This is a genomic window from Pseudohongiella nitratireducens, assembly GCF_001642735.1.
GTDB lineage: Bacteria > Pseudomonadota > Gammaproteobacteria > Pseudomonadales > Pseudohongiellaceae > Pseudohongiella > Pseudohongiella nitratireducens.
This window is the reverse complement of the sequence record NZ_LWHM01000006.1, coordinates 114,870-127,210: the sequence shown is the minus strand read 5'-3', so window position 1 is coordinate 127,210 and position 12,341 is coordinate 114,870. Positions and strand designations below refer to the sequence as shown.

The window sequence follows — 12,341 nt, the reverse complement described above, 5'->3', positions numbered from 1 at the left end:
ACTGCTCTCCTAAACTCTGATCCTGTTATCAAATTGGGCGACTTGTTACCATATTGTCAATTAAACGTGTTTTGCCGACGAATGCGGCAAGCAATAACACGCAATGATCAGCTGCAGCCAGCTCATCGTCGGTTAACTCAGTCATCGGCTGTAGTGTCTGATAATGGCATATCCGGAAATAGTCCATACGAATGCCGTGAGACTCCCAGTACTGACAACTGTTGTTTTCCAGTGATGAAAAGTTGTTATTACCTTGCCGGATGTCAGAGGCGACTAGCGAAAGCTGGCGATACAGGTGACGGGCGGTTTCTATTTGTGATGCTGTCAGGTAGCCATTGCGAGAGCTCAATGCCAGTCCATGCTGGTCACGGACGGTGGGGACGCCATGCAGGGTAATGTTGAAACACTGATCCGCGACCATTTTGCGGATCACCTGGAACTGCTGATAGTCTTTCAGGCCGAACAGAGCGTGATCCGGTTGAACCATGTGGAACAGTTTACTGACCACGGTGGTAACACCGTCGAAATGTCCTGGTCGGCTGGCGCCACAATGGCGGGCAGAGATGCCGGGAACATGGACCACGGTCTGTTCCTGCAACCCCTCCGGATAAACCTCGGATACGGTCGGTGCAAAAAGCACATCACAGTTGGCAGCTGTGAGTCGCTGGCTGTCCTGCGCGAGTGTCCGGGGGTAGGCATCCAGATCCTCACCTGCGCCAAACTGCATGGGGTTGACGAAAATGGAGCATACTGTGATGTCGGCAAGTCGCCTAGCCTGGTCTACCAGATTGATGTGTCCGTCGTGCAGGTTGCCCATGGTAGGTACCAGAGCAATGGTTTGCCCAGACTGACGATAACTGGTTAGTGTTGAGCGAAGCTCGTTGATGGTATGGATTGTTTGCATGACATCAGTTGAAGCTGTGCTCGGGGCCGGGGAAACGGCCTTCCCGGACATCCTCGGCATAATTCTGAATGGCGCGGGTAATATCGCCTTCCGTGCCGGCCAGGAAGTTCTTGACGAACTTCGGGCGTATGGGTGAGATACCGAGTATATCGTGTAGAACCAGAACCTGGCCGGTCGTATGCGGCCCGGCACCTATGCCAATAACCGGAATGTTAAGCGCCTCTGTGATGCGTTTTGCCAGAGAAGTTGGTACACACTCCAGTAGCACCATGCTGGCGCCTGCATTCTCAAGTGCCAGGGCATCCTGGTACATTGTTTCGGCCTGTTTATCAGCTCGCCCCTGTACCATGTAGCCGCCAATCTGATTGATTGACTGAGGTGTCAGTCCCAGGTGTACACACACAGGAATGCCTCGCTCCGCCAACAGCCGGGTGGAGCTGGCCAGCCAGGCGCCACCTTCCAGTTTGACCATTTCCGCGCCCGCCCGCATCAATGAGGCGGCGTTGTCCAGCGTTTCACTGTCGGTGGAATAGCTCATGAAAGGCATATCAGCCATGATAAAAGCGCGGCTGTTACCACGTTTGACGCAGGCGACATGGTAAACCATGTCCTGCATGGTGACGGGCAGGGTACTGTCATGGCCCTGCAGGACCATGCCCAGCGAGTCGCCAACCAGTATGACTTCGACATCGGCCTGGTTCAGTATTTGCGTGAAACAGGCGTCATAGGCTGTCAGGCTGGCGAATTTCTTGCCTTCGGCATGTAATTTGTTAAGTGTGCTGAGCGTAATGTGTGCTCGCGACGATTGTACACTCATAGTGCTCCCCCAATCAGAAATCGCAGCTTAGCGTGCGATCCGTTTTACAGCAAGGTTGGCTTGGGATTGAAGTACTGCACACCATGCAGGCCAGACAGGATTTGTTGAAGCAGTTGCTCATAGTCTGAGTCATTACCTACCAGATCAATCTCGCTGCTGTTAACGATCAGCAAAGGGGATTTGTCGTAGTAGTGGAAAAACTCGGTATAGGCGTTGTTGAGATTCTCCAGGTAGTCGGCAGTGATGGTCTGTTCCGCAGCAATACCACGTTTCTGGATGCGTTCCAGCAGGATCGGGGTTGGTGCCTGTAAGAAAATGACCAGATCCGGCGTGGGCGCGTCAATCGTCAGATGATCGTAAACATTGTTATAAATGCCAAACTCATCAGGATCCAGGTTCATACGGGCAAACAGCCTGTCTTTGTCGATCAGAAAATCAGCCACCCGTACCGGTTCAAACAGGTCATCCTGCTTCAATTCCTGTAGCTGACGGGCACGCTGAAACAGGAAAAACAGCTGAGTTGCCAGAGCATGCTGTTGTGGATTTCTGTAGAACCGCTCAAGAAAGGGATTCTCTTCCGGTCTCTCAAGTACCAGATCATAGTTGAAGCTGTCTGCCAGGCGGCGTGTCAGGCTGGTTTTGCCAACCCCTATCGGACCTTCAACAGCAATGTATCTTGGAAGTGTGGTCACGCCTTGCCGGTCTCCTGGGGTTTTTTGCGACGTCGTCGCTTGTTTTTCTTCTTGCCAGCGGGCGGTACCAACTGCTCCATCATAGCGCGCTGGCCGGCATTGTCGCAGGCTTGAAACGCTGTCCACCATTGCCCTGCCTGGGCGGTATCCTCGCCGGCTTCCTCACGTAATACGAGGAAGTCGTAGGCTGCCCGGAATTTGGGATGTGAGTACACACTTTCCACCTGTTTGGCAGAACGGGGTGCTAGTCGCCATTGTAGCTCCCAAATTTCGCGCATCATGGCCGTCAACCGCTTGGGAATGGCGGTAAACTTCAGCTGCTCCACAATGGCCTGGGAAGCGGCTTGCTGCAGTATTGGCATTGGGGGACGACCACTGTTGTTGTGCAATTGCGCAAGTTGCTGATGCAGGGCAGGCCAAAGCAGGGCGGCATACATGAATGCAGGGGTAATTGACTTGCCTTGTGATAGCCGCAAGTCAGTGTTACTCATCGCTTTTTCCAGTATGCGGGCATGAACCGGTTTGGCCTGGTCCAATGCTTCCAGAGCAGGTTTAAACAGATAGTCGGCCAGGTCATACTCTCTCAGCATACTGAAAGTCTGCTGAGCCTTACCTGTGGTGAAGAGTTTGACGGTTTCATCGAACAGGCGTGCAGAGGAGATGGAGGCGAGTAATGGCGCCAGTTCTTTAATCGGGGCTTTGGTCGCAGACTCTATCTCGAAACCAAGCTTGGAAGCCAGCCTGACCGCTCTGAGCAAACGTACTGGATCCTCGCGGTAGCGCACCGCAGGATCGCCTATCATGCGGATCTGGCGAGCCTCTATGTCCGCCAGCCCGTCAACGAAGTCGAGCAGCGCAAACCCTTTTGTCGTGTAGTAAATCGCGTTGACGCTAAAGTCCCGGCGTATGGCATCTTCGTCGATCTTGCCATAAACGTTATCGCGCAGAATCATGCCGCTGGCAGCATGCGCTGAATCAAGGTGTTTAATGGACTTTCGATCCTGGTCTTCTGTCAGGGGCTCGGTGTCATGGTGGGCGCGAAAGGTCGTTACCTCAATAATCTCTCGGCCAAACCGGACGTGAACAATTTTGAAGCGGCGGCCAATGATGCGTGCGTTTCTGAAAACAGACTTTACCTGCTCGGGCGTTGCATCGGTAGAGATATCAAAGTCTTTCGGGTGGCCACCAAGCAGCAAATCTCGGACCCCACCACCGACCAGGAAGGCCTGATAGCCTGCATCACCGAGGCGATATAGTACTTTCAGCGCGGCAGGGGAGATATCCCGGCGGGAAATATTGTGTGCATCACGTTTAACAATACTGACGTCTGCTGGTGTAATACTGGCCAGATCCTGGGGCGAGAGCGTAAAACCGTCAGCAGGGGAGTTGCCATCTTGGGGTTTCTTTGCCGTCGATTTGCGTTGCTGGCGCTGACCCTGTTTGGCTGGTCGGGGTGTGTAGTCGGTTTCAGCGGGTTTTTCAGCATTCTTCGCTGGCGCCGAGACTGTTGATTTGCCTAGGAAAAGTTTGGCAATTCGCTTCAGCATTGTAACTCTGGTTTCCATTTTGACATAGGGGTATACCTGACAAGGTTGCTGATACCGACAATAGCGGATTTCAGGCAACAAAATAAGTGCCAGATATCAAAAGGGTAATAATACACTGAAGTTGCGGGAGTTTGCAGGTGGAAATGTTCTGGGGGGTGACTCGACCCCCCCGCAAGGAAGGTATGTATTGTTTTTATTGTTATATATTGTTGTTTTTGTTTGGGCGGCACCACATTAAGTGCCTTGCTAATATACAGTGTTCATAGTTGCCGGAAGTCCCGGTCTGTTCTATGCGCCTGATTGGTTATTGTTATTTTTTTTGTGCACCGACGTTGGATGCCATTGTTTTTATTATCAGAGGTTATTTTTATTGTGTCTTGTTATTGTTATTGAACGTATATAATGCACTTACCGTGCCAGAATTAGTAAATTGTTTATTAACAGTAACTTAGTGTTTTTACTAGTCCATTTAAACTAGGCCATTTGTCTAATGTGTTACCAAATTGCCCTATAGTTATGGGTAGATGGGTATCGGTAACAGTTTATGCCTGTTTTTTCTTTCGCGGCAGACCAAATCGTTGACGTCTTTCCCAGAGACATTTGCGGCTGATCCCCAGCTTCTTTGCCAACTGGGTTTCGTTCATTTGATCCTGATGTTCCAATACAAATTTCTGGAAGTAATCTTCTAATGATAGCTCTTCTGAAGGGACGCTGGCCTCGAGTGATTCAGCGCTGGTCTGATCCCGTTCAGTCAGCGGTCGAATGGTTTTTTTGTTATTCAGGTCGATGGCGAGTAGCTCCGGACCAATTTTATCGCTTTCAGCCAGAACCACGGCTCTTTCAATGGCGTTTTCCAGCTCTCGCACATTACCTGGCCACGGATAGGTGGAAATGGCCTGTGTCGCGCCCTCTGTAAAGTTCAGCAATGGTGATTTCAGGCGCTTACAGGTGCGCTCAAGTATCGCGTCAGCCAGTTCCAGTATGTCGTTACCGCGTTCTTTCAGAGGTGGTAACAGCAGTGCCATAACATTGATCCGGTAATACAGGTCTTCACGAAAGTCACCATCGATGACCAGCTGTTTCAGGTCCCGGTGAGTGGCGGCAACCAGACGCACATCGACTTTTCTTGACTGCACTGAGCCGACTTTACGTATTTCGCTCTCCTGCAGGACGCGTAACAGGCGAGCCTGTGCATCCAGGGGTAATTCTCCGATCTCATCCAGGAATAACGTGCTGTTGTTGGCAGCTTCGACCAGGCCGGTTCTGTTGGCTGTTGCTCCGGTAAAGGCGCCCTTTTCATGGCCGAACAGTTCCGATTCGATGAGGTTTTCGGGAATGGCGGCACAATTGACAGAAATCATCTCTTCTTCGCGGCGGTCACTGAGGTCGTGGATTGCACGTGCCACCAGTTCCTTGCCGGTACCGGATTCGCCATTGATCAAAACGGTGGAGTTGGTCATGGCGACTTTACGGATTCGGCGAAACAGCTCCATCATTTGCGGACAGCTGCCAATCATGCCAGGTACGGGCGGCTCATCAGGTAAATCGTGCGGCGCGGTTGCTGGTGCGCTGTCTGAGGGCCTTGCTTCCTTAGCCTTTGATGCATGATCTTCGATGATGCGGGCGACAGCCTGAAGCATTTCTTCGTGTTCAAAGGGTTTGGGGATGTAATCAACCGCTCCCAGCTTCATGGCATCAATGGCCGAGCGCAAGCTTGAGTAGCTTGTCATGATCAGCACCGGCGTCCGCGTTTCCTTGATAATATCAGTACCCGGCGCACCCGGTAGTCTCAGGTCGCTGACGATGATATCGAAAGTCTCTTTCTTTAAAATCGCTGCAGCATCTTTGACCGAACCGGCTTCACTGACCACGTAATCATGACGCTCGAGCAACCGGCGCAGGGCCGTGCGAATCACTTGTTCATCTTCAACTACCAGAACTCTATGCGGTACCGTCATAATATACTCTGCAACATCAGATCAATTTTTCAGACTCAGGCTAAGCCTTCTCAGGGGAGTCGCGTAAAACACTGTCATCTTCCTTTGCTTCATAGGCAGGGAAGCTCAGGGTAACGCGTGTGCCCGGATTCTGCTTCCGTTCAGAAGCCAGCATTATATCAATATGTCCATTAAGGTTTTCAACCAGGCTGTACACTAATGAAAGGCCCAGGCCTGTTCCTTCGCCTGGTTCCTTTGTTGTGAAAAAAGGTTCAAACACCCGATCCCTGATAGTTTCCGGAATACCGCTGCCCTCATCGCTGACAGACACCTGTACGGAGGCAGCGATATGTTCGCACTGTATTGTTATTGTGCTTTCTTCCGGGCTGGCGTCGCGGGCATTGTTGATTAGATTGACCAGGATCTGCAGGAGTTGCTGTGAATCACCTTTCAGCCTGGCATTCGCCTCACACTGTACATCAAACTGCATGTGTTTGCCTTTCCTGTTCAGCTTGACGAGTGTGATTGCTTCATCAATGCACTCAGCTACGTGAACCACTTCCATTCTCTGTTCGGAGCGGTTGTTGGAGCCGCTGTGGGCGAAATTGACCAGGGACTGCACAATACGTGATGTGCGGTCAGTCTGCTCAATGATTTGCCGAGCCATATTGCGCAATTCATCGTTGCTGGTTTCATCGCGGATATTCTGTGCCAGGCAAGCGATTCCGGTGATAGGGTTACCGATTTCGTGAGCGACCCCGGCTGCGAGGCGTCCGATAGATGCGAGTCGCTCGCTGTGAGCCAGTTCTTCTTCCAGTAACTCTGTGTCCGTCAGATCCTCAAGCAGGATGATCACGCCATCATGTCGAACCCTTGGGCTGTCCGATTTTTCAATGACAGCTTTGTGCAGGCTGATAAAGCGTTTGTTGCCTTTGATGTTTACGGTGACTTTGTGCTGATGCGGCGCATCGTTGTCACGGAATTTGTATAACATGCTGTGCCAGGGTTCTCCGATCTCCGACAGATGGAGTCCCGCTGCTTCATCACTGGGTGTACCGGTCATGTCTGCCATCGCATGGTTCCACATGATTATCTGGTCATCCGGGCCTAATGAGCAGACACCCAGGGGCAGGTCCAACAAAATTTGCCGGTGGTAACGTCGCAGGTTGTCCAGGTCGGCAGCCATACCGGACAGGTTACTGCGGTAGGCTTCGATTCGGGTTTCGATTGCTGCCAGGTCTGAAGCGCCTGGTTCGCTGTCTGCGGTATACGGCAGAAACCGGTCGATCAGGTCATGGGCAATGGCCGGGCCAAGCAGTCCTGACAGGTTCGCCTCCAGACGTCCACGCAACAGGCGTAACGACTTGGGGCGGTGATCATTACTTTCCATATTCAGGTCGCGAAGCGCCTGCATGACCTCGCGGGTCGCTGTTCTTTCCCCCAGGGGTTTGGTTAGCTGGCGAATGAACTCTTCCGGAGAGCCTGCCGTCAGGCGGGCACGGTGTTGTCGGCGGAGGTTGTCGACAGAGCAGATGTCAGCAGAAATACGCTCTTCATTGGAGCTTTGTGACAGGAATGATACGACCATGAAGGTCAGTACGTTGCACAGCAGTGAGATCGCACTCACCTCGCGTGTGCTCAGGTCCCAGGCCGGTATCAGGTCAATGCCACTGGATACTGGCAGGAACAGGAATATTAGCCAGATGCTGGTGCCGACTGCCAGCCCCGACATAAATCCGACCTTATTACCACGTGGCCAATACAGCAGAGCGATTATCGCAGGCAGAAACTGCAGGCTGCCGATCAGACCAATGTTGCTGACAGCCCGGATATTCTGACTGTCGTTAGGCAGATAATAGAAGAGAAAGCCGCCCCAGATAAGTGCTGCGATCAGCAGTCGTCTTTTCCATAACAGCCAGCGGTAAATGTCCTGTCGGGCAGTGGGTTGCCAGATGGGCAGAATCAAGTGGTTCAGGCACATGGTGGAGAGCGACAGGGTGATAACAATCATCAGGCCACTGGCTGCTGACAAGCCACCAATAAAACCAATCAAGGAAAATACCGGTGCTCCAAGGTCATATCCCAGTGTGATCTGGAAATACTCAATGGCAAACTGACTGTTGATGCTGAGTGCAGCCCATAAGATAGGTAACACCGGCAGACCCAGCAGCAGAAAGTAAAAGGGCAGTCCCCAGCTGGCAGTGTTCAGTGCTCGCGGGTGGTTGTTTTCATGGAAGATAATATAAAACATGTGCGGGGTTGCCACGGCTGCGGTAAAGAAAATCAGTGCCGTCACGTGGTAGGTGCCAGGTGGAGCTGGTTCTTTGAGGCGCTGTAGTAACTCTGGCTGTGTATTGAGCCAGGCTTCCATTTCGGCAAAGCCGCCAAAGCCTTTGTATACTGCAAAAAAGCCCAGGACCAACAAGGCCAGCAACTTCACCACAGACTCAAAAGCAATGGTGACGACCAGTCCTTCATGCCGTTCCCGGCCTGAGCCTTTTCCGGTACCAAAGAATATGGAGAACAGCGTAATCATGATACAGAAAACCACTGCCATGATGGTTTCTGAGGAGTCTGGCGCCAGCAGTCGAACGGTGTTGGCAACGGCCTGGATTTGTAGCGACAGCAGCGGCATAACGCCCATCAGCATGACCAGGGTGGTGATTGTGCCTGCCCACGGACTGCGATAGCGAAATGCCAACAGGTCAGCCAGAGAGCTTAACTGGAAGTTTTTGGTCAGGTTCAGAATCGGGCGCAGCAATAGTGGCGACAACAGAAAAGCCAGCGATATGCCGATAAAGGGCGCCAGATAACCAAAGCCGTCACGGTAAGCGCTGCCAGTCGATGCATAATAAGACCAGACGCTGGCAAATACCCCTAACGAAAGCACATAGACAACAGGGTGGTGGACCACTTTTTCTGGAATCCAGCCACGGTCTGTGATGTAAGCGATAGCGAACAGTACACAAAGGTAGCCGGCACCAACGGCAAAAATGGTACTTAATTCAAAGTTCATCTGAATTGTTCTCCCGGTATGCCCATGCGGCAACTGCTATGACGCTGATACATATAACAAAGGGACGATACCAGGCGCCATCGACGGCCAGTGCCCAGTCCATGCTGAGCAGGAAAATGAGATACGAGAATGTCAGCATCATCAATGTCGATGGTGGGATGTACATGGCTGTCAGCCCTCTTGCTGAAGGTCAGCTAAGTCAGATGAAACGGGGATAGTATCCAATTTAGGTACCTTCTGCACATCCCAGTGATGAATTGCCCATGTCAGGATATGATCAGTAGTGTCATTGGCGATGTCATGCGGTGGCGGATGCCCCAAAGCCATCAGTGCCTCTGTTAAACAGCGGTTGATCTGGTTTTCGGGCAAAGCCGGGGCAAAGTGTTGTTTGCTCAGTTTCTGCCCCAGGCGATTAACGGCAACGGGAATATGGGCATAATGCGGTATTGGGAAGCCCAGTTGCGATTGCAGGTAAATCTGCCTTGGGGTTGAGTCCAGCAAGTCGACGCCTCTGACAACGTGCGTGATATCCTGCCAGGCATCATCAACGACAACCGCTAGCTGATAAGCGGTTAATCGATCCCGGCGCCTGATCACAAAATCGCCGCAGGCCTGTTGCAAATTTTGTTGATACGAGCCCTGGATTGCGTCTTCGAAGCTGATGCATTGATCGGTCACTCGCAATCGCAATGCATTACCCTGGTCAGGCAGGTTCATTGTGCGGCAGTGACTGTCATAAACTCCCTTTAGCTCACGGATACGCTGCCTTGGGCAGGCGCAGTGAAAACACAGGCGTTGCCCGGTCAGTGCAGCAATTGCTTCATCGTAAGCAGCCTGTCGCTGGCTCTGATAGACAACATCGCCATCCCAGTACAAGTGAAAGGCTTCGAGCGTGTGAAGTATAAGGTCAGCCGTGCCAGGAGGTTCTCTGGCAGGATCGAGGTCTTCCATGCGAACCAGCCAGGTTCCTTGCCGGGACCTGGCATCGAGAAAGCTGGCCAGTGCTGCGAGCAAAGAACCAAAATGCAGCGGCCCACTGGGCGATGGTGCGAAACGACCTGTATAGGTTTTATCAACACTCATCGCCAAGCCGGAATGCGCTTATCAGGCGCCCCACTGCTTTTCGCGGATTTCGTCTAGCGTTTTGCAGTCGATGCATTTATCAGCAGTCGGGCGTGCTTCAAGTCGTCGGATGCCAATTTCGATGCCACATGACTCGCAGTAACCGTAGTCATCCTGAGCAATCTTTTCGATAGTGGAATCGATTTTTTTGATTAGCTTGCGTTCTCTGTCGCGGGTACGCAACTCAAGGCTGAACTCTTCTTCCTGTGTGGCTCTGTCGGCTGGGTCCGGGTAATTGGCAGCGTCGTCCTGCAGGTGGTGTACCGTACGGTCGACTTCTTCCATTAACTGGTTACGCCAGGTGCGCAAAATGAGCTTGAAGTGCTCCTTTTGCGCTTCGTTCATATATTCTTCGCCTTTTTTGGCTTTATAAGGCGTGAAATTTTTCAGTACAGATGCGCTGTCAGTGACAGGAATGTCTTGCTTCTTGGACATGGTTAACCAGGCCTCTTACCCTCCAGGGTTTACGGAACTCTGTGAAAAGCGGCAATAATATGCCTTGTTTGTCACAGAATTTTGACTCTTCAACTGCGGCACAATCCTGCGTGCCTGCTTACAAATGTCAATCCGAGCCAGCATCGCCAGAGTTTGGCATTTATGTGTCCGTCTCGGCAAGCGCAGTAAGCTACCAGATAATTTACGCGCACGCTAGAAAAAATGTTATGTTGCGCTCTGGTATTTGGTTCTCAAATCTAAGTTGTTGAATTAAAGGTAGTTTAATAATGCGCATAGCGAACCGAGCGAAAAGGGTCAACCCTTTCAGGGTGATGGATGTCATGGCTCGGGCCCAGGCAAGAGAAGCGGCAGGGCTGCCTGTTATTCACCTGGAAGTGGGTGAGCCGGATTTTGGTACCTGTGAAGCAATCAGGGCGGCGGGTATAGCTGCCTTGCAATCAGGTCAAACAGCCTATACCGGTGCTACAGGTTTACCGGAGCTTCGTGAACGTATCGCCGCATTTTATGCGGCGCACCATGGTGTCACGGTCGACCCGTCGCGGATTATTATTACACCGGGCGCCAGTGGGGCGTTAGTGTTGCTGTCGCAGCTATTATTATCGCCTGGCGATGAAGTATTGATGCCAGATCCATCCTACCCCTGCAATCGTAATTTTGTCACTTTGGCTGGTGCCAGCACAACGTTGTTACCTATGGCGGGAAGTGGACGAGCCGCTCCCGATATTGAGCAGCTCAATGCCCACCTGCAAACCGGCAATCACTCGAACAAGAATACAACCCTGGCTGGTTTGTGGTTGGCGTCACCGGTTAACCCAACGGGTGCAATCATTTCCAAAGAAGAGATGCACGACCTGGCCGGCTGGTGTCGAAAACATAACTGCCACTTGCTGATGGATGAAATTTATCATGGTCTTGATTTCCGTGTTTCTCAGGGGGCTTGTCAGCGGATGGGAGATTTACCCAGTGTGCTAACGGTTGATGCCGAGGCGCTGGTCGTCAACAGCTTTTCGAAATATTTTGGCATGACAGGGTGGCGTATTGGCTGGATGGTGTTGCCAGAGAACCTGGTGGAAAGAGCCACTGTTCTGGCGCAGAACCTGTTTATATCAGCATCGACACCGGCGCAATATGCCGCTCTGCGCGCCTTTGACAGTGATGTCATTGATCAGTTGGAAGTTCAGCGTCAGGTGTTTCGGCAGCGTCGGGATTTTCTGCGCGAGGCCTTACCGTCTGCTGGCCTGGAACTGGCCTGGCAACCAGATGGCGCTTTTTACTGTTATGTGGATATCAGTCGTTACGATAACGACTGTGAGCGTTTTTGCGGCAGAATACTGGACCAGTACGGTGTGGCAATTACGCCTGGGACTGACTTTGGTGATAATCAGGCCAATCGGTATGCGCGTATTGCATACACCCGACCGGTGGAGGAATTGGAGAGCGCTGTTGAACAAATCACCCAGGCTCTCCAGGCCATCAGGGTCTAGGAAACCTGCAGGCCGGGTTCAGATACGCCCCAGCGACTGTATCAGCGCTTCATCGACCATGAGCATGCCATTACCTGTCTCAAACGGTATGGGACGCAGCGACTTCCCTTTACAAGGGCCGTGAACGCACAAGCCATCCTCGACGTTGAATAAAGCACCGTGCGTTGCGCACTGTATAAAAACGCCATCAGGGTCCAGGAATTCATCTTCCAGCCATTCCAGCGGCGTACCCAGGTGTGGGCAGCAGTTGTAATAAACGTGCAGTTGATCATCTTTGCGTACAGCGAACAGGCTTTTGTTACCGATATCAAACCCTTTTGCCCGTCCTTCAGCAATTTCATCCAGCATGCAAAGTTGAATCATATG

The 12,341-nt window shown here is 51.9% G+C and carries 11 protein-coding genes; 1 reads left to right on the top strand and 10 read right to left on the bottom strand.

Annotated features, from left to right (window positions below):
• Positions 1-28 precede the first annotated feature (28 nt).
• The 9 genes from panC to dksA all read right to left on the bottom strand — a co-directional run bounded on the left by panC (position 29) and on the right by dksA (position 10,470).
• On the bottom strand, positions 29-904 hold the full coding sequence (panC, locus tag PSCS_RS03560) for a pantoate--beta-alanine ligase (RefSeq protein WP_068810423.1): 876 nt from the start codon (positions 902-904) through the stop codon (positions 29-31).
• 4 nt (positions 905-908) lie between these two features.
• Positions 909-1,721 (bottom strand): 3-methyl-2-oxobutanoate hydroxymethyltransferase, encoded by an 813-nt coding sequence (gene panB / locus PSCS_RS03555; RefSeq protein ID WP_068810422.1) that lies wholly within the window; start codon positions 1,719-1,721, stop codon positions 909-911.
• A gap of 44 nt (positions 1,722-1,765) precedes the next feature.
• The gene (locus PSCS_RS03550; protein WP_068810421.1) at positions 1,766-2,413 is read right to left on the bottom strand and encodes a deoxynucleoside kinase; all 648 of its coding nucleotides are present in this window, start codon (positions 2,411-2,413) and stop codon (positions 1,766-1,768) included.
• On the bottom strand, positions 2,410-3,960 hold the full coding sequence (gene pcnB, locus PSCS_RS03545) for a polynucleotide adenylyltransferase PcnB (protein WP_106387072.1): 1,551 nt from the start codon (positions 3,958-3,960) through the stop codon (positions 2,410-2,412). Before pcnB ends, PSCS_RS03550 begins: the two co-directional genes overlap by 4 nt.
• 542 nt (positions 3,961-4,502) lie before the next feature.
• Positions 4,503-5,918 (bottom strand): sigma-54-dependent transcriptional regulator, encoded by a 1,416-nt coding sequence (locus PSCS_RS03540; RefSeq protein WP_068810420.1) that lies wholly within the window; start codon positions 5,916-5,918, stop codon positions 4,503-4,505.
• Between the two features lie 40 nt (positions 5,919-5,958).
• Entirely contained in the window at positions 5,959-8,913 is a 2,955-nt protein-coding gene (locus PSCS_RS03535; protein ID WP_068810419.1) for an ATP-binding protein, read from the bottom strand.
• On the bottom strand, positions 8,903-9,079 hold the full coding sequence (locus tag PSCS_RS15820; RefSeq protein ID WP_157885611.1) for a hypothetical protein: 177 nt from the start codon (positions 9,077-9,079) through the stop codon (positions 8,903-8,905). Before PSCS_RS15820 ends, PSCS_RS03535 begins: the two co-directional genes overlap by 11 nt.
• A gap of 5 nt (positions 9,080-9,084) precedes the next feature.
• Positions 9,085-9,996: a tRNA glutamyl-Q(34) synthetase GluQRS gene (gluQRS, locus tag PSCS_RS03530; protein WP_068810418.1), complete on the bottom strand. Its 912-nt coding sequence runs from the start codon at positions 9,994-9,996 to the stop codon at positions 9,085-9,087.
• 21 nt (positions 9,997-10,017) lie between these two features.
• Positions 10,018-10,470 (bottom strand): RNA polymerase-binding protein DksA, encoded by a 453-nt coding sequence (gene dksA / locus PSCS_RS03525; RefSeq protein ID WP_068810417.1) that lies wholly within the window; start codon positions 10,468-10,470, stop codon positions 10,018-10,020.
• A gap of 287 nt (positions 10,471-10,757) precedes the next feature.
• On the opposite strand from dksA, the gene PSCS_RS03520 reads away from it, so the two are divergent.
• The gene (locus tag PSCS_RS03520) at positions 10,758-11,975 is read left to right on the top strand and encodes an aminotransferase class I/II-fold pyridoxal phosphate-dependent enzyme (RefSeq protein WP_068810416.1); all 1,218 of its coding nucleotides are present in this window, start codon (positions 10,758-10,760) and stop codon (positions 11,973-11,975) included.
• Positions 11,976-11,993: 18 nt separating this feature from the next.
• Here the strand turns inward: PSCS_RS03520 and PSCS_RS03515 are convergent, their stop codons facing one another.
• Positions 11,994-12,338, bottom strand: a complete 345-nt coding sequence (locus tag PSCS_RS03515; RefSeq protein ID WP_068810415.1) for a Rieske (2Fe-2S) protein — start codon at positions 12,336-12,338, stop codon at positions 11,994-11,996.
• Between the last annotated feature and the right edge of the window lie 3 nt (positions 12,339-12,341).

Coding starts and splice junctions, on each gene's coding strand:
- PSCS_RS03540 (WP_068810420.1), bottom strand. CDS start 5,918: ATGACGGTACCGCATAGAGTTCTGGTAGTTGAAGATGAACAAGTGATT.
- panC (WP_068810423.1), bottom strand. CDS start 904: ATGCAAACAATCCATACCATCAACGAGCTTCGCTCAACACTAACCAGT.
- panB (WP_068810422.1), bottom strand. CDS start 1,721: ATGAGTGTACAATCGTCGCGAGCACACATTACGCTCAGCACACTTAAC.
- PSCS_RS03515 (WP_068810415.1), bottom strand. CDS start 12,338: ATGATTCAACTTTGCATGCTGGATGAAATTGCTGAAGGACGGGCAAAA.
- pcnB (WP_106387072.1), bottom strand. CDS start 3,960: ATGCTGAAGCGAATTGCCAAACTTTTCCTAGGCAAATCAACAGTCTCG.
- PSCS_RS03535 (WP_068810419.1), bottom strand. CDS start 8,913: ATGAACTTTGAATTAAGTACCATTTTTGCCGTTGGTGCCGGCTACCTT.
- PSCS_RS15820 (WP_157885611.1), bottom strand. CDS start 9,079: ATGTACATCCCACCATCGACATTGATGATGCTGACATTCTCGTATCTC.
- gluQRS (WP_068810418.1), bottom strand. CDS start 9,996: ATGAGTGTTGATAAAACCTATACAGGTCGTTTCGCACCATCGCCCAGT.
- dksA (WP_068810417.1), bottom strand. CDS start 10,470: ATGTCCAAGAAGCAAGACATTCCTGTCACTGACAGCGCATCTGTACTG.
- PSCS_RS03520 (WP_068810416.1), top strand. CDS start 10,758: ATGCGCATAGCGAACCGAGCGAAAAGGGTCAACCCTTTCAGGGTGATG.